This is a genomic window from Actinacidiphila sp. bgisy167 (assembly GCF_965342175.1).
In the GTDB taxonomy this organism is placed as follows: Bacteria; Actinomycetota; Actinomycetes; order Streptomycetales; family Streptomycetaceae; genus Actinacidiphila.
On sequence record NZ_CBDRBL010000064.1, the window covers coordinates 24752 to 40553 of the forward strand.

The following is a 15802-nucleotide window of genomic DNA, read 5'->3' on the forward strand; positions in this document are numbered from 1 at the left end:
GCTTTACCTTCTCACCGAGGCGGCATGGGTACGTGAGCTGCGGTCTCCGTGTCCGGGGAGGACTCGGCGTCCGCACTGCCAGCGATCGTAACGTGCGGGGGTAAACGCCTGGCAATCCCCCGGCGACCTGCTGTTGCCGCCCCTGCCGCACTCTGCCGGGGCAACCCCAGCAGCGTACCTGTCCGGCCGCGGAAGGACGAGGGTGCTTCGGATCGCGCTTGGGCGGCGTTTCCGGACGACCGCCGACGCGACCCCTCCGGCACCGCGGCGCGGAGAGAGGGGACGGCACCGGAGGCACGGTGCCGAAGGACGGCACCGGAGCGACGGCGCCGGGGAAACGGCGGCCCCAGTGACGCCGTCGTCAGCGGGACAGGTCGCCGGCGCCGCGCGCCAGGGGCTCCGCGGCGCGCCGCAGGTCCTCGGCGGCCTGCTCGAGCCGGTTGCCGCTGACCCGCACCTGCCGGGCGAGGCCGGACACTGCGGCGTACACGCGGAGGGCGAGGACACCGAGCACGAGCAGGCCGGCGGTCGAGAGGCCGACGTACAGGTAGAGCCACCACATGGCAGCCGAGACTAGCGGCTCAGCCGGTGTGCAGCCGCATTGTGCGGACACCGCCGTCGGTGAGCAGCTCCACTATGCGCTCACCGGCCGGCTTGCGGACGGAGCAGCCGCAGTCGGGGCAGGTGAAGGAGTAGAAGGTGGTCCGGTGGCTGCCGCCGATGGCCAGCCGCAGGGCCTCGGCGGACAGCTCGAAGCTGGCGCGGCACTCGGGGCAGGAGGCCTTGTAGACCGCCGCGGGCGGGTGGACGGCGGGGTCGCCGACGCGACCGACGGCACCGAGGGTGTCGAGGTCGTCCATGCCGGGCGCTCCCGTCACTCCCCGTAGGCCGCGAGGGCACGGGCGGCCGCGTCCCGGGCGCTGTCGGCGAGGGCGGCCGGGGACACGATGCGGCCGTCGCGGCCCAGCCGCAGCGCCAGACGGCGCAGCGAGCCCGGGTCGGGGGTGCGCAGGCTGATGCGCAGGCCGCCGTCGGGCAGCTCCTCGGCGCGGTCGTGCGGGTAGTACTCGGCGACCCAGCGGCCGCCGGGGCCGACCTCGATCACGACCTCCGGGTCGTCACCGGCCGGCTGCACCAGTCCCTGGGACAGGTCGCGGGGCTCGATCCGGGGCGGGTCGCTGGGCTGGTCCAGCAGCCGGATCTCGGCGACCCGGTCGAGCCGGAAGGTGCGCCGGTCCTCCGACAGGTAGCACCAGCCCTCGAAGTAGGTGTGACCGACCGCGAACAGGCGGATCGGGTCGACCTCGCGCTCGGTGAGCTCGTCGCGGGACGGCGAGTAGTACCGGATCCACAGCCTGCGCCGCTCCGCGATGGCGCGGTCGACGTCGGCGAAGACGCTGCCCTCGGACTCGAAGGTGACCGACAGCCGCGAGGACGCCCCGGCGGCCTCCCCGGCCGCGCCCTCGACCTTCGCGGTCGCGCGCAGCAGCGCCTGCCGGTCGCTCTCGCGCAGACCGGGCAGGTTGGCGACGGCACGGGCGGCGACCAGCAGCGCGGCGGCCTCGTCGGCGGCCAGCCGCAGCGGCTGCGCGACGTCGTCGACGTTGTGCCACCAGATCCGCTCGCCGTCGGTGTCGATGTCGAGCAGGTCGCCGCCCCGGAAACTCGTGCCGCACAGCGGCAGCACGTTCAGGTCGCCGATCAGCTCGGCCTCGGTGACCCCGAACGCGCGCGCCACGTCGCTCACCCGGGCGCCGGGGCGCTCCCGCAGGTAGGTGACCAGGGACAGCATCCGGCGTGTCTGGTCGATCGCGTTGGCCATCTCTCCGTACTCCCCCGCTCAGCCCTTGGCCACGGCGCGCAGCCGCTCCACCACGTCGGCCCGCAGCTCCTCGGGCCCCAGGACGACCACGTCCGGGCCGAACTCCACCAGCCAGGCGTCCAGTCCGTGCCCGTAGGGGATCTCCAGCTCGTCCCAGTCGGCGTCCACCGGCACCGTCTCCACCGCACGGGCCCGCAGCGGGTATCCCGAGTCGCGGCGGAGCCGGATCCTGGCCGTCGCGGTGGCGCCCTCGCCGGCCCAGCTCGCGACGGTGGCGCGGACGTCGACGTGGTCGGGCACCTCGGTGGTGAAGGCGCCGCCGCGGGTGCGGACCCGGCCGGTGATCCGGGAGAGCCGGAAGACGCGCACGGCGGCCCGGTCGCGGTCCCAGCCCGCCAGGTACCAGTGGCCGCGCCAGCACTCCAGCGCCCAGGGCTCGACCTGGCGCGCCTCGGGGCGCACGGCGTTGGCCTTGCGGTAGTCGAAGACGACGGGGCGGCGCTCCCGGGCGGCGACCATCAGCGGCTCGAACGCCGGCTCGGGGGTGGGGATGCGGGGCTCCAGGGCGCTCTGCCCGGCCGACTCGCGTACGGCCTGGTCCCCGTGGCGCTCGTCGAGGTCCCCGTCGGCGCTCTCGTCGTGGAAGGGCACGCCCGCGGCCCGCAGCTTCTGCAGCGCGCCGCTGGCCGCCTCGGCGAAGCGCGCCTGCTGCCAGACCTTGGCGGCCAGACTCAGCGCGGCGGCCTCCTCGGCGTCCAGGGCGATCTCGGGGAGGCGGTTGCGGTCGCGGCGCGCGAGGTAGCCGATCTCGCCGTCGAGGCTCTCCACCGTCTCGATGACCATGCCGAGCTCGCGCAGGTCGTCCTTGTCCCGCTCGAACATGCGGTTGAACGCCTCGTCGGAACCGATCTCGTGGTAGGCCTCGATGGACGCCCGCAGCTCCCGCTTGCTGACCGGGCGCCGGGTGTTCATCAGGCACAGCGCCAGATTCATCAGCCGCTCGGCCTTGGCAATCGCCACTCGACGCAACCTTCTTCCTTCTTCAGCTCTCCGCCGAGACCCTATCGCGACCGGGCGGCACGGCTGTAGCGAAGGCCGGTTCCGCAAGACCGTCCCGTGCCCGCGTGCGAGGCCGCGGACCGCGCCGCGCACGGCAAGGCCCCTGCCGGGCAGGCGGTCGCCTGCCCGGCAGGGGCCTTGCCTCGCGGTCGGGCAGGACGGGACTGTCAGACGGACAGCAGGTCCACCACGAAGATCAGCGTCTCACCCGGCTTGATGAGCGGGCTCGGGCTCTGGTTGCCGTAGGCGAGGTGCGCGGGGATGGTCAGCTCGCGACGGCCGCCCACCTTCATGCCCTGAACGCCCTGGTCCCAGCCCTTGATGACCCGACCGCCGCCCAGCGGGAAGGTGAAGGGCGAGTTGCGGTTCCAGCTGGCGTCGAACTCCTCGCCGGTGCTGAAGGCGACACCGACGTAGTGGACGGTGACGTTCTGGCCCGCCTTCGCCTCGGCGCCGTCGCCCTCCCAGATGTCCCTGATCACCAGGTCGGCCGGGGGCTCGCCGCCGGGGAAGTCGATCTCGGGCTTCTCGATGCTCACGTACGTGCTCCTAAAGAGGTGCGGACAACCTGCCTAGTCTTACATCAATCGCGTCCTACATCGCGGCGAGGATGTCGAGGCTGAACACCAGCGTGGACTTGGCCGGGATGCCCTGCTGCTCCTGGTCGCCGTAGCCGAGGTCCGGCGGCACGACGAGCATCACGCGGCTGCCGACCTTCTTGCCCACCAGGCCCTCCTGCCAGCCCTTGATCAGCTGCTGCAGCGGGAACTGCGCCAGCTGACCGTTCTTGTAGCTGGAGTCGAACTCCTTGCCGCCGTCCCACAGCACGCCCTTGTACTGCAGCAGCAGCGTGTCGGTGGCCTTGACCGGCCGGCCGTCGCCCTCCAGCACGTAGTCGGCCACCAGCTTGGTCGGCGCGGCCGTCTTCGGCACCTCGATCGAGGGCGCCGCGCCGTCGGTGTTGGTGCCGACCTTGGGCAGTGCGGCGTCGTTCTGCGGGACGGCCTTGCCCTTCGAGGAGCTCTTGCCGTTGAAGGTGTCCACCACGTCGACGACGAACACCAGCGTGTCGGTGGCCTTGATGCCGGCGTTGGGCTGGCCCTGCTCGCCGTAGCCCAGGCTCGGGGGGATCGCCAGCTCGACCCGGTCGCCGACCTTCTTGCCCACCAGCGCCTTGTCCCAGCCCTGGATGACCCGGCCGACGCCGATCGGGAAGATGGCCGGAGTGCCCCGGTCCCAGGAGTTGTCGAAGACCTTGGCCGTGTCCCAGATCTGGCCGAGGTAGTTCGCCTGCAGGTAGTCACCCTCGGCGACGGTCGCCCCGTTGCCCTGGATCACGGTCTTGACGGCGAGATCCTTGCTCGGCTGGCCCGGCCCCTTGGCGACCGTCGGCTTCTCCCCGAACTTCGTGCCCGCCGTGATCTCCGGCAGCGGACCGTCCACGATCTTCACCGAAGTGGAGGGGGACGCCGAACCTGACGCGCTGACACCGGTCGCGGGCTTGCCGGACTTGTCGTCACCGCAGCCGGCGAGGGTGAGCAGGCCGGCAGGGACGGCGAAGAGAAGAGAGCGTCGGCGCACGGATATCCCCATCAGGTCGATCTTGCGTTGTCGGGCGTGCGCGCCACTCTACGACGTGGGCGGGGCCCCGTACGAACACGCACGGGGCCCCGCGTCGTCCACTACCGCCGCTACATCCCGGCGATGAGCTTCTCCACCCGGTCGTCCACCGACCGGAAGGGGTCCTTGCACAGCACGGTGCGCTGCGCCTGGTCGTTGAGCTTCAGGTGCACCCAGTCGACGGTGAAGTCGCGCCGCTGCTCCTGGGCACGGCGGATGAAGTCGCCGCGCAACCGCGCCCGTGTCGTCTGCGGCGGCACGGACTTGGCCTCGAAGATCTTCAGGTCGTTGCAGATCCGCTTGGCCTGACCCCGCTTCTCCAGCAGGTAGTACAACCCGCGTCGGCGGTGGATGTCGTGGTAGGCGAGGTCTATCTGCGCGATGCGCGGGTGCGACATCGTGATGTTGTCGCGCGCCCGGTAACGCTCGATCAGGCGGTACTTCATCACCCAGTCGATCTCGGTACCGATCTTGTCCAGGTCACCGCTGGAGATCGACTCCAGGGTCCGGCCCCACAGCTCGAGGACCTGCTCGATGACACCGCTGCGGATGCCCCTGCGGTCGCAGAAGTCCACCGCCTTGGAGTAGTACTCCTCCTGGATCTCCAGGGCCGAGGCCTCCCGGCCCGAGGCGAGGCGGACCTTGCGCTGGCCCGTTATGTCGTGCGACACCTCGCGGATCGCCCGGATCGGGTTCTCCAGCGTCAGGTCCCGCATCACGGTGCCCGCCTCGATCATGCGCAGCACCAGGTCGGTCGCGCCGACCTTCAGCAGCATGGTCGTCTCGGACATGTTCGAGTCGCCGACGATGACGTGCAGCCGCCGGTAGCGCTCGGCGTCCGCGTGCGGCTCGTCCCGGGTGTTGATGATGGGCCGGGAGCGCGTCGTGGCGGAACTGACGCCCTCCCAGATGTGCTCCGCGCGCTGGCTGACGCAGTAGACCGCGCCGCGCGGGGTCTGCAGCACCTTGCCGGCGCCGCACAGCAGCTGCCGGGTCACCAGGAAGGGGATCAGGATGTCCGCGAGGCGGGAGAACTCCCCGTGCCGGGCCACCAGGTAGTTCTCGTGGCACCCGTAGGAGTTGCCGGCGGAGTCGGTGTTGTTCTTGAAGAGGTAGACGTCGCCCGCGATGCCCTCCTCGTGCAGACGCCGCTCGGCGTCCACCAGGAGGCCCTCGAGGATGCGCTCCCCTGCCTTGTCGTGGGTGACGAGTTCCGTCACGTTGTCGCACTCGGGAGTGGCGTACTCGGGGTGCGAACCCACGTCGAGGTAGAGACGGGCGCCGTTGCGGAGGAAGACGTTGCTGCTACGACCCCATGACACGACACGGCGGAAGAGGTACCGCGCCACCTCGTCCGGGGACAGACGCCGCTGTCCCCGGAACGTGCACGTGACGCCGTACTCGTTCTCCAGCCCGAAAATGCGGCGGTCCATGATGAGACCTTACGCCTGATGCGTGGCCCTCAAACCGGGTTCGACCACGGCGATTCGATCATTTTCCGTCCCGGTTGCCGGCTCGGCGGGCGTGAGGTAGCGCCCGCTGGCCAGCAGAACCGCCAGTGCCACCACGCCACCGCCCCCCGCCACGGCGAAGGCCGCCGCCGCCCCGCCGTACTGCGCGGCCGGTCCCGCGACCGCAGTGCCCACCGCCGCACCCACGCCGAAGGTGGTGACGATCCATGAGAACGCCTCGGTCACCGTGCCCACCGGGGCATGGCGGTCGACCACCACGAAAGCGCAGGCCAGCGACGGCGCGAGGAACAACCCGGCCAGCACCGCCAGGCCGGTCATCAGCGCCACGCCCGGCACCAGCACCAGGGGCAGATAGCCCGCGGCCAGCCCCGCGACCAGCAGCCGCAGCCGCCGCTCCGGCACTCCGCCCCACTGGCGCGCCCCGTACGCCACCCCGCCCGCCAGCGCCCCCGCGCCGATCCCCGACAGCACCCAACTGGAGACCATCCCGCCCCCGTGGCCGTCCGCATACGCCACCGCCGCCACCGCGATAGAGCCCAGCGCGAGCCCCACGAAGAAGAACGAGCCGACCAGCGCCCGCAGCCCCGGCGAGCGCAGCGGCCCCAGCCAGTCCGGGGTGCGCGGCTGCGTCCGCCACGCCCGCGAGGGCGGCGAGGAGACCACGCTCAGCGCTCCCGCCACGCCGACAGCCGCGATCCACAGCAGCGCCGCCGCCTCCGAGAACACCGCCACCAGCAGCGTCACCAGCAGCGGCCCGACAGTGAACATGACCTCCTGCGCGGCCGCGTCCAGGGCGTAGGCGGCGTGGATCCGGTCCTCGCGCTTCAGCACGCTCGGCCACAGGGCCCGCAGCCCGCCCTCCAGCGGCGGCGTGAAGAAGCCAGCCACCAGCATCGCGGCGTACGCCAGGGGCAGCGGACGAGGCCCGGACAGCGCGAACAGGGCCATCCCCGCGGCCGAGAGCACCGCGGCCGGCAGCATCACCCGCGGCTGCCCGAGGCGGTCCACCGCCCGGCCGAGCAGCGGCTGGCCCGCGGCGTTGGCCAGCCCGTAAACGGCCGACAGCGCCCCCGCGAGGGCGAAGTCGCCGCCCTGCGCGCGGGTGAGCAGCACGACGCCCAGGGCCGCCGTGGCGTTCGGCAGCCGGCCGACCAGGGTGCCGGTCAGCAACCGCACCGCGTGCCGGGCCCGCAACAGGTCCGCAAAGCCGGTCGCCATGGCCGCCCCCTCCGGTAGTTGTACGTATAACGCCGTCGGTCATACGTACCATGAGCCCAGTCCACCGGTCCAGCCGCGCACCCGAGCACACACGCACGCCCGCACCCGCCCGCCGACCCCCACCGGCACCCGGCACCACCCGCCGACCACCCGAAAGAGGCCCCACGGTGACCGACACAGCGCGCCCGACCTCACGCGACGTCGCCCGCGCCGCCGGCGTCTCCCAGGCCACCGTCTCCCTCGTCCTCGGCGGCAAATGGCGCGGCCGCGTCTCCGAACGCACCGCCGACACCGTCCGCACCGCCGCCCGCGACCTCGGCTACCGGCCCAACCTCGCCGCCCGCAACCTCCGCCTCGGCCGCACCCGCACCGCGCTCCTGGTCGTCCCCACCCTCACCAACGAATACTTCGCCCGCGTCTACACCGGCGCCGCCCGCATCGCCGACGACCACGGCTTCGGCGTCGTCCTCTACCCCTCCCCCGAAGGCGTCGGCCCCGCCCGCGACCCCTTCGGCTCCGCCCGCGCCGCCCTCGACGGAGTCATCGCCTCCTCCATGGCCGCCGACGCCCTCGCCGCCATCGGCGACGGCGGACTCCCCCTCGTCATGCTCGACGCCGACCCCACGGCACCCGGCCCGGCCGCCACCGTCAACCTCGCCATCGCCGACGGCATGCGCCAGATCACCCGGCACGTCCTCGACCTCGGCCACCACCCCGGCGACATCGCCCACCTCGCCGCCGGCATCGACACCTGGACCTTCCGCGAACGCGCCCGGGCCTTGGCCGGCACCCTCGGCACCACCCCGCCCACCGAACGCTCCCCCCTCACCTACGAGGACGCCCGCCAGGCCGCCGAGCGCCTCCTCGCCCGCCCCGGCCCGCCCCCCACCGCCATCGTCTGCGACGACGACGTCCTCGCCGTCGGCGCCTGCAAAGCACTGCGCCGCCACGGACTGCGCGTCCCCCACGACGTCTCCGTGACCGGATACGACGACTCCGCCCTCGCCACCGCCGTGGAGCCGGAACTCACCACCGTCACCCTCCCTGCCGACGCCGTCGGCGCCGAAGGCATGACCGCGCTCCTCGACACCCTCGCCGGCCGCCCCACCACCGGCACCGAACTCCCCGTCCGCCTGGTCGCACGCGGCTCCACCGCACCACCACGACCACCACTCCGGCCCTGAGACGACCGACGCCCCGGCCGCCGAGAAGGCGACCGGGGCGTCAGGACGAGCCGCGGCCCGTCACACGTCCTCGTCGAGCTCCGGAAGATCGTCGTCACCCTCGCCCGAAGCCGGCGCTGAGGGCTTCGCCGGCTTCTCCGCCGACGACGGCGCCCCCTCGCCCTCCAGCAGCCGCGACAGCTGCCGGCCCAGGATCCGCTTGAACTTGCGCTGCTGCGGCCGCGTACGGTCCAGCACCGCGACCTCCAGCTGCTCCGCCGTGAGCTGCCGGTCACTGCCGTTGCTGTCCCGGCTCAGCGACTCCACCGCCAGCTTCAGCGCCTCCGCCAGCGTCATACCGTCACGGTGCCGCTGATCCAGGTAGCTGCCGATCTGGTCGGAGTTGCCGCCGACCGCCACCGCACCGTGCTCGTCCACGATCGAACCATCGTGCGGCAGCCGGTAGATCTGGTCCTCCGAGGGGTCCGCGCCCACCTCCGCGACGATCAGCTCCACCTCGTAGGGCTTCTCCCCCACGCTGGAGAAGATCGTGCCGAGTGTCTGCGCGTACACGTTCGCCAGACCGCGCGCGGTCACATCGTCACGGTCATAGGTGTACCCCCGCAGATCGGCGTAGCGCACCCCGCCGATCCGCAGGTTCTCGAACTCGTTGTACTTGCCCACCGCCGCGAAGGCGATCCGGTCGTAGATCTCACTGACCTTGTGCAGGGCACGGGACGGGTTCTCGGCGATGAAGACGATGCCGTCGGTGTACTGCAGCACGACGACGCTGCGCCCGCGCGCGATGCCCTTGCGGGCGAACTCCGCGCGGTCGGCCATGGCCTGCTGGGGTGAGACATAGAACGGCGTCGACACCGGCTATCCGTCCCTTTCTGTCAGTAGCGAGTGCATCTCGGACGACCCGATCAGAGCAGTGCGGCCCGCGGACCGTCCGGCAGCTCCAGCCGCCGCTCGTGGACGGCCCGGACGATCTCCGACGTCTCCGCCTCGGTCAGCTTGCGGAAGCCCTCGTCGGTGATGACCGTGACGATCGGGTAGATCCGCCGCCCCAGATCCGGGCCACCGGTCGCCGAGTCGTCGTCCGCCGCGTCGTACAGCGCCTGGGTCACCAGCGTCGTCGCCTGCGACTCCGTGAGATCCGGCTTGTACAGCTTCTTCATCGAGCCCCGCGCGAACACCGAACCCGAACCCGTCGCCGCGTACCCGTACTCCTCGGAACGACCGCCCGTCACGTCGTAGGAGAAGATCCGCCCCTTCTCCCGGTCCGTGTCGTAACCGGCGAACAGCGGCACCACCGCCAGCCCCTGCAGCGCCATCCCCAGGTTCCCCCGGATCATGGTCGACAGGCGGTTCGCCTTGCCCTCCAGCGAGAGCGTGGCGCCCTCGATCTTCTCGTAGTGCTCCAGCTCCAGCTGGAACAGCTTGACCATCTCCACCGCCAGGCCCGCCGTGCCCGCGATGCCGACCGCCGAGTACTCGTCGGCCGGGAACACCTTCTCGATGTCCCGCTGCGCGATGACGTTGCCCATCGTGGCCCGCCGGTCACCGGCGAGCACCACGCCGCCGGAGAAGGCCGCGGCGACGATCGTCGTGCCGTGCGGGAGCTCGACGGCCCCCTTCACGGCGGGCAGGGTGCGATTGCCCGGGAGCATGTCCGGCGCGTGCGCCCCCAGGAAGTCCACGAACGAGGACGAGCCAGGCGTCAGGAAGGCAGCTGGTAGACGCCCGGTGCTACGAGTGTTGGCTTCCACACGTTTCCTTCCACGTAGGCGGCCGCCCGCCGTATGACGTCGGGCCGATCCTTGAACTGCCCCAGCGCGGCGTTGCAGCTGAAGCACAGTACGCCACGGACCCTACCCGTCCCGTGGTCGTGATCCACATGTTCGGCCGGGGCGTCCAAACAAATGCAGCAGATGCCGAACTGCTCACCAATCATGGTGTCCAGTTCGGCCGTCGTGATGCCGTACTTGCGTGTGAAGTAGGCCGCGCGGTTGCGTTCGGCGCGGCATGTCCTCCAGTAGCTGGCAGTAGCTGGCGAAGCCGTCCGATGACGTGGCATCGCGCTCCCACTCGTCGTGCGTCTTGACCTCACCGCACTGTGGGCAGCGCTTGTGCCCCTGAGGGACGGGTACCTTCACCGGAAGTGCGGGCTCACGGCCCAGAGAGGCCTGATACTGCCGGGAGTATCTGGCAGAGCACTCCCGGCAGTAGGCCTGCAGCCCATCCCAGGCCCTGCGATTTTTGTTGAACGCCTCACGAGAGAGCATCCGCTTGCACCGAGAGCATTTTTTCCTCTCAGGCAAATCGGACACATCGCTCATTGGCCGCCCTTTTGGACAAATGACCGAACGAAATCCTCGGCATTCTCTTCGAGGACGTCATCGATCTCGTCCAGCACGGAGTCCACGTCGTCCGACAGCTTCTCGTGCCGCTCCTTGAGGTCGGAGGCCTCCTGCGCGTCCTGCGCGGTCTCCTCGACCTCCTCGGTCGAACGCGTGGCCTTCTGCTGCCCGCCGCCGGTGTCCTTGGTAGCCATGTGTCCCTCACCCCGCTCGGTGTCCATGTCCTACGAGATCAGACCCTACAAGGAGGGTCTGACATCGGCCCCCGGTATCGCCCAACGTCCGGGGGCCACCCCGATGATTCCCGGTTCGGACGGATTTCAGCCCTGCTCAGCCGCCCGACAGGATCCGCACCAGCTCCTCCGCCGTGCGGCATCGGTCCAGCAGTTCCTTGACGTGGTTGCGCGTGCCCCGCAGCGGCTCCAGCGTCGGGACGCGCTGCAGGGAGTCCCGCCCCGGGAGATCGAAGATCACCGAGTCCCAGGAGGCAGCCGCGACGTCGTCCGCGTACTGCTCCAGGCAGCGGCCGCGGAAGTAGGCGCGGGTGTCCTCAGGGGGCTTGCCCACGGCCCGCAGGACCTCCTCCTCGGTCAGCAGCCGCTGGATGCGGCCGCGGGCCTCCAGGCGGTTGTACAGGCCCTTCTCGGGGCGCACGTCGGCGTACTGGAGGTCGACGAGGTGGAGCCGGGCGGCGTCCCAGTCCAGGGAGTCCCGGCGCCGGTAGCCCTCGAGGAGCTCGCGCTTGGCGATCCAGTCCAGCTCGCCGGCCAGGCTCATGGGGTCGCCCTCGAGCCGGTTGAGCACGTCCTCCCAGCGGGCGAGCACGTCCGTGGTCTGCTCGTCGGCGTCGGTGCCGAAGCGGTCCTCGACGTACTTGCGGGCCAGCTCGCAGTACTCCATCTGGAGCTGGACGGCGGTCAGCGTACGACCGCTGCGCAGCGTGATCAGCCGTCGCAGCGCCGGGTCGTGGCTGACCTGGTGGAGGGTGCGTACGGGCTGGTCGACGGCGAGGTCGACGTTGATGAAGCCGTCCTCGATCATCGACAGGACCAGGGCGGTGGTGCCGAGCTTGAGGTAGGTGGAGATCTCCGACAGGTTCGCGTCGCCGATGATCACGTGCAGCCGGCGGTACTTCTCGGCGTCGGCGTGGGGCTCGTCGCGGGTGTTGATGATGGGCCGTTTGAGGGTCGTCTCGAGCCCGACCTCGACCTCGAAGTAGTCGGCGCGCTGGCTGATCTGGAAGCCGTGCTCGTGCCCGTCCTGGCCGATGCCGACGCGGCCGGCGCCGGTGACCACCTGGCGGCAGACGAAGAAGGGCGTGAGGTGGCGCACGATGTCCGAGAAGGGGGTCTCCCGCTTCATCAGGTAGTTCTCGTGGGTGCCGTAGGACGCGCCCTTGTTGTCGGTGTTGTTCTTGTACAGGTGGATCGGCTGGGCGCCGGGGAGCTGAGCGGCGCGTTCGGCCGCCTCGGCCATGATGCGCTCGCCGGCCTTGTCCCACAGGACGGCGTCGCGGGGGTTGGTGACCTCCGGGGCGCTGTACTCGGGGTGGGCGTGGTCGACGTAGAGCCGGGCTCCGTTGGTGAGGATGACGTTGGCGAGGCCGATGTCCTCGTCGGTGAGCTGGCTGGAGTCCGCGGCCTCTCGGGCGAGGTCGAAGCCGCGGGCGTCCCGTAGTGGGTTCTCCTCCTCGAAGTCCCAGCGGGCGCGGCGCGCCCGGTGCATCGCCGCCGCGTAGGCGTTGACGACCTGGGACGAGGTGAGCATGGCATTGGCGTTGGGGTGGCCCGGGACGGAGATCCCGTACTCCGTCTCGATGCCCATTACTCGCCGTACGGTCATGCGGCCCTCCTTGCCCGGCTGCGGCCCGTGCTGGGCCGGTCGATCAAGTACCGCCTCGCGTGTGGACCTCGTGCGGTACCGCTGAGCCTAGAACGCGATGGCGGTGGTGGGGAGATCATTGCGCGCATTCGTGGGTGGTGCCGGGGTGAAACGCCCCGGCTGCGGGTGCCCCTGCGTGGGCACCCGCAGCCGGAGGGTGGTCGCGCGCTACAGGTACTGGCCCGTGTTGGCGACGGTGTCGATGGAGCGTCCGGTGTCGGCTCCCTGCTTGCCGGTGACCAGGGTGCGGATGAAGACGATCCGCTCGCCCTTCTTGCCCGAGATGCGCGCCCAGTCGTCCGGGTTGGTGGTGTTGGGCAGGTCCTCGTTCTCCTTGAACTCGTCCACGCAGGCGGCGAGCAGGTGGGAGACGCGCAGGCCCCGCTGGTTGTGGTCGAGGAAGGCCTTGATCGCCATCTTCTTGGCCCGGTCCACGATGTTCTGGATCATGGCGCCGGAGTTGAAGTCCTTGAAGTAGAGGACTTCCTTGTCACCGTTGGCGTAGGTGACCTCCAGGAAGCGGTTCTCCTCGGACTCGGAGTACATCCTCTCGACCACGGACTGGATCATCGCGTCGACGGTGGCCGCGGGCGAGCCGCCGTGTTCGGAGAGGTCCTCGCCGTGGAGCGGGAGGGTGGTCACGAGGTACTTGGAGAAGATGTCCTTGGCCGCCTCGGCGTCCGGCCGCTCGATCTTGATCTTCACGTCCAGGCGGCCGGGCCGCAGGATCGCGGGGTCGATCATGTCCTCGCGGTTGGAGGCGCCGATGACGATGACGTTCTCCAGTCCCTCGACGCCGTCGATCTCGGCGAGCAGCTGGGGGACGATGGTGTTCTCCACGTCCGAGCTGACGCCGGAGCCGCGGGTGCGGAAGAGGGATTCCATCTCGTCGAAGAAGACGATGACGGGCGTGCCCTCGCTCGCCTTCTCCCGCGCGCGCTGGAAGACCAGGCGGATCTGCCGCTCGGTCTCCCCGACGTACTTGTTGAGCAGCTCGGGGCCCTTGATGTTCAGGAAGTAGCTCTTGCCCTGAGGCTGCCCGGTGACTTCCGCGACCTTCTTGGCGAGGGAGTTGGCGACGGCCTTGGCGATGAGCGTCTTGCCGCAGCCGGGCGGGCCGTAGAGGAGCACGCCCTTGGGCGGGCGGAGCTCGTACTCCTTGAACAGCTCGGCGTGCAGGTAGGGCAGTTCGACCGCGTCGCGGATCTGCTCGATCTGGTTGCTGAGCCCGCCGATCTGGCGGTAGTCGATGTCGGGGACCTCTTCGAGGACGAGCTCCTCGACCTCGCTCTTGGGGACCCGCTCGTAGACGTATCCGGAGCGCGGTTCGAGCAGCAGGGCGTCGCCGGCGCGGAGGGTGCCGTCCAGCAGCGGCTCGGCGAGCCGCACCACCCGCTCCTCGTCCGTGTGCCCGATGACCAGGGCCCGCTCGCCGTCCTCGAGGATCTCCTTGAGGGTGACGATGTCTCCGATGCGCTCGAACTCCATGGCCTCGACCACGTTGAGCGCCTCGTTGAGCATGACTTCCTGGCCGCGCCTGAGGTCGTCGAGCTCGACGGACGGGCTGACGTTCACCCGCAGCTTGCGGCCGCCGGTGAAGATGTCGGCTGTCCCGTCCTCGTTCGCCTGCAGGAACACGCCGAATCCGGCAGGGGGCTGTGCGAGCCGGTCCACCTCCTCCTTGAGGGCCACGATCTGGTCGCGGGCCTCGCGCAGGGTGTTCGCCAGCCGCTCGTTCTGAGCGGACACGCCTGCCAGGTTGGTCTGCAGCTCGACGATCCGCTCCTCGAGAATCCTCGTGTGCCGCGGAGAGTCGGCGAGCTTACGTCGCAGGACGGCGATCTCCTGCTCAAGAAAGGCGACCTGGCTCATGGGGTCTTCCGATCCACGAGCGGGTCGGCCGCCACGGTTGATGTCGTCGTCGTGGGCCGCCACGGTCCTCACCTCCTCCAAGGGGAGCTGGACGCTTCCAGACCCTACCTGGGCCAGTAGGGGTTGAAACCCCTAGATCACAAAGACGTCCGGGGTGTGTCCGATCTTCACCCTTGCGCACGTCCTCCCGCCAGGGAGATACCCAGCCATCACCATCCGAAAGCGGCCGGTTGTATCGTCGGTTCGGTCAACGCCCGTGATGGGCTGTCCCTTCCCGAACGATGAACGGCAGGCGAGGTAGCGGTGAGCGAGGAAGTCGTCGAGGCGCTCGAGGTCTGGATCGATCAGGACCTGTGCACCGGGGACGGCATCTGTGTGCAGTACGCGCCCGAGGTCTTCGAGCTGGACATCGACGGGCTCGCCTATGTGAAGGGCGACGACGCCGAACTGCGTCAGGAGCCCGGGGCGACGGTCCCGGTCCCGCTGCCGTTGTTGACCGATGTGGTGGATTCGGCCAGGGACTGCCCTGGCGACTGTATTCATGTGCGGAGGGTTTCGGACAGTGTAGAGCTGTACGGCCCCGACGCGGAGTGATCTGTCACATGCCGTGCGCGAGCGGTCCGGGGATCTCGTAGTAGGTGCCGGACCGCCATTCCCAGCTGTAGTCGCGCTGCTGGTCGGGGCAGCACCGGGGCACGTCGTCGGTGGAGTAGCCGAGGACGGTGGCGCGCACGGTGCGGCCGTCGACGCGCAGTCCCTGGAAGGTGCGCTGCTCACCGGGGTCGACGAGCGTCTCGACGATGCGGGGGGCGTTCCCGGCGGACGGGTCGGCCGACAGCACGTACAGGCCGCTGGGCGGGGTGCCGGTCTCGGAGTGGCAGCGGGCGGCGGCGACGGTTTCGGGGCGGCCGTCCCCGTCGAGGTCGGCGGAGGCCTGGTCCACGACGTCCGCGGGTGCGCCGGCGCACTGGAGGGGGAAGCGGACGGCGCGGGGGTCCGGTGCGGGATCGGCCGTGGGCGCGGGCTTGCGCTTCCCGGCGTGGGCGGGCGTGCTCGTGGTGGCGCCGGCGGGTTGGACGAGGGCGGCGCTGCCCACGACGGCGGCGATCAGCGCGGCCGTCGTGATCCAGTGCACGGAGCGGGCTCGGGTGTGCGGGAGGGCCGGCCCTGCGGATGGCTGCACGCGCCTGTTCTCCTGTGGAGTCGGTCGAGCGGGGTGCCCAGCATCGTGCCACAGGTCACAGTCGGGTGTGCTACCGGGGTCGGCGGTGCGGGGCCGGCCGGCCGGGTGCGCGGGTCACGGCGAAGGGGGGGGGGGGAGGGGGGGGTGGG

The 15802-nt window shown here is 70.6% G+C and carries 17 protein-coding genes; 2 read left to right on the forward strand and 15 right to left on the reverse strand.

The window, feature by feature from the left end; translation table 11 throughout:
* Positions 1-361 precede the first annotated feature (361 nt).
* The 8 genes from ACRWND_RS22370 to ACRWND_RS22405 form a co-directional block, all read right to left on the reverse strand.
* Complete coding sequence (locus tag ACRWND_RS22370) at positions 362-562, reverse strand: hypothetical protein (protein WP_431952149.1); 201 nt, start codon at positions 560-562, stop codon at positions 362-364.
* A 19-nt stretch (positions 563-581) separates the two neighbouring features.
* Positions 582-860, reverse strand: coding sequence for a hypothetical protein (locus tag ACRWND_RS22375; RefSeq protein ID WP_431952151.1), 279 nt, complete (start codon positions 858-860; stop codon positions 582-584).
* A 14-nt stretch (positions 861-874) separates the two neighbouring features.
* Positions 875-1822: a transcriptional regulator gene (locus ACRWND_RS22380; protein ID WP_431952153.1), complete on the reverse strand. Its 948-nt coding sequence runs from the start codon at positions 1820-1822 to the stop codon at positions 875-877.
* An 18-nt stretch (positions 1823-1840) separates the two neighbouring features.
* Positions 1841-2842, reverse strand: coding sequence for a helix-turn-helix transcriptional regulator (locus tag ACRWND_RS22385; protein WP_431952155.1), 1002 nt, complete (start codon positions 2840-2842; stop codon positions 1841-1843).
* Between the two features lie 206 nt (positions 2843-3048).
* Positions 3049-3420, reverse strand: coding sequence for an FKBP-type peptidyl-prolyl cis-trans isomerase (locus tag ACRWND_RS22390; RefSeq protein WP_431952157.1), 372 nt, complete (start codon positions 3418-3420; stop codon positions 3049-3051).
* A 55-nt stretch (positions 3421-3475) separates the two neighbouring features.
* On the reverse strand, positions 3476-4474 hold the full coding sequence (locus tag ACRWND_RS22395; protein WP_431952159.1) for an FKBP-type peptidyl-prolyl cis-trans isomerase: 999 nt from the start codon (positions 4472-4474) through the stop codon (positions 3476-3478).
* A gap of 98 nt (positions 4475-4572) precedes the next feature.
* Complete coding sequence (gene pafA, locus ACRWND_RS22400) at positions 4573-5934, reverse strand: Pup--protein ligase (RefSeq protein ID WP_431952161.1); 1362 nt, start codon at positions 5932-5934, stop codon at positions 4573-4575.
* A gap of 9 nt (positions 5935-5943) precedes the next feature.
* Entirely contained in the window at positions 5944-7191 is a 1248-nt protein-coding gene (locus tag ACRWND_RS22405; protein ID WP_431952163.1) for an MFS transporter, read from the reverse strand.
* Between the two features lie 167 nt (positions 7192-7358).
* Here ACRWND_RS22405 and ACRWND_RS22410 point away from each other — a divergent pair, with 167 nt between their 5' ends.
* The gene (locus tag ACRWND_RS22410) at positions 7359-8375 is read left to right on the forward strand and encodes a LacI family DNA-binding transcriptional regulator (RefSeq protein ID WP_431952165.1); all 1017 of its coding nucleotides are present in this window, start codon (positions 7359-7361) and stop codon (positions 8373-8375) included.
* A gap of 60 nt (positions 8376-8435) precedes the next feature.
* Here ACRWND_RS22410 and prcA read toward each other — a convergent pair whose 3' ends face one another.
* From prcA to arc, 6 genes are all read right to left on the reverse strand, one after another.
* Positions 8436-9230, reverse strand: coding sequence for a proteasome subunit alpha (gene prcA / locus ACRWND_RS22415; protein ID WP_431952167.1), 795 nt, complete (start codon positions 9228-9230; stop codon positions 8436-8438).
* 50 nt (positions 9231-9280) lie between these two features.
* Complete coding sequence (prcB, locus tag ACRWND_RS22420; RefSeq protein ID WP_431952169.1) at positions 9281-10126, reverse strand: proteasome subunit beta; 846 nt, start codon at positions 10124-10126, stop codon at positions 9281-9283.
* Positions 10078-10434, reverse strand: a complete 357-nt coding sequence (locus ACRWND_RS22425) for an endonuclease VII domain-containing protein (protein WP_431952171.1) — start codon at positions 10432-10434, stop codon at positions 10078-10080. The genes prcB and ACRWND_RS22425 overlap by 49 nt, the downstream gene beginning before the upstream one ends.
* 258 nt (positions 10435-10692) lie before the next feature.
* The gene (locus ACRWND_RS22430; protein ID WP_431952173.1) at positions 10693-10911 is read right to left on the reverse strand and encodes a ubiquitin-like protein Pup; all 219 of its coding nucleotides are present in this window, start codon (positions 10909-10911) and stop codon (positions 10693-10695) included.
* Positions 10912-11047: 136 nt separating this feature from the next.
* Complete coding sequence (dop, locus tag ACRWND_RS22435; protein ID WP_431952175.1) at positions 11048-12559, reverse strand: depupylase/deamidase Dop; 1512 nt, start codon at positions 12557-12559, stop codon at positions 11048-11050.
* 207 nt (positions 12560-12766) lie between these two features.
* Positions 12767-14533, reverse strand: a complete 1767-nt coding sequence (gene arc / locus ACRWND_RS22440; RefSeq protein WP_431952177.1) for a proteasome ATPase — start codon at positions 14531-14533, stop codon at positions 12767-12769.
* A gap of 240 nt (positions 14534-14773) precedes the next feature.
* Here arc and ACRWND_RS22445 point away from each other — a divergent pair, with 240 nt between their 5' ends.
* Positions 14774-15064, forward strand: coding sequence for a ferredoxin (locus ACRWND_RS22445; protein ID WP_431952179.1), 291 nt, complete (start codon positions 14774-14776; stop codon positions 15062-15064).
* 4 nt (positions 15065-15068) lie between these two features.
* Here the strand turns inward: ACRWND_RS22445 and ACRWND_RS22450 are convergent, their stop codons facing one another.
* Entirely contained in the window at positions 15069-15653 is a 585-nt protein-coding gene (locus ACRWND_RS22450; protein ID WP_431952181.1) for a hypothetical protein, read from the reverse strand.
* Positions 15654-15802: the final 149 nt, after the last annotated feature.

Bases quoted from the DNA above. Each gene is read 5' to 3' on its own strand.
- ACRWND_RS22370 (WP_431952149.1), bottom strand. From the start codon at position 562: ATGTGGTGGCTCTACCTGTACGTCGGCCTCTCGACCGCCGGCCTGCTC.
- ACRWND_RS22375 (WP_431952151.1), bottom strand. From the start codon at position 860: ATGGACGACCTCGACACCCTCGGTGCCGTCGGTCGCGTCGGCGACCCC.
- ACRWND_RS22380 (WP_431952153.1), bottom strand. From the start codon at position 1,822: ATGGCCAACGCGATCGACCAGACACGCCGGATGCTGTCCCTGGTCACC.
- ACRWND_RS22395 (WP_431952159.1), bottom strand. From the start codon at position 4,474: ATGGGGATATCCGTGCGCCGACGCTCTCTTCTCTTCGCCGTCCCTGCC.
- pafA (WP_431952161.1), bottom strand. From the start codon at position 5,934: ATGGACCGCCGCATTTTCGGGCTGGAGAACGAGTACGGCGTCACGTGC.
- ACRWND_RS22405 (WP_431952163.1), bottom strand. From the start codon at position 7,191: ATGGCGACCGGCTTTGCGGACCTGTTGCGGGCCCGGCACGCGGTGCGG.
- ACRWND_RS22425 (WP_431952171.1), bottom strand. From the start codon at position 10,434: ATGCCACGTCATCGGACGGCTTCGCCAGCTACTGCCAGCTACTGGAGG.
- ACRWND_RS22430 (WP_431952173.1), bottom strand. From the start codon at position 10,911: ATGGCTACCAAGGACACCGGCGGCGGGCAGCAGAAGGCCACGCGTTCG.
- dop (WP_431952175.1), bottom strand. From the start codon at position 12,559: ATGACCGTACGGCGAGTAATGGGCATCGAGACGGAGTACGGGATCTCC.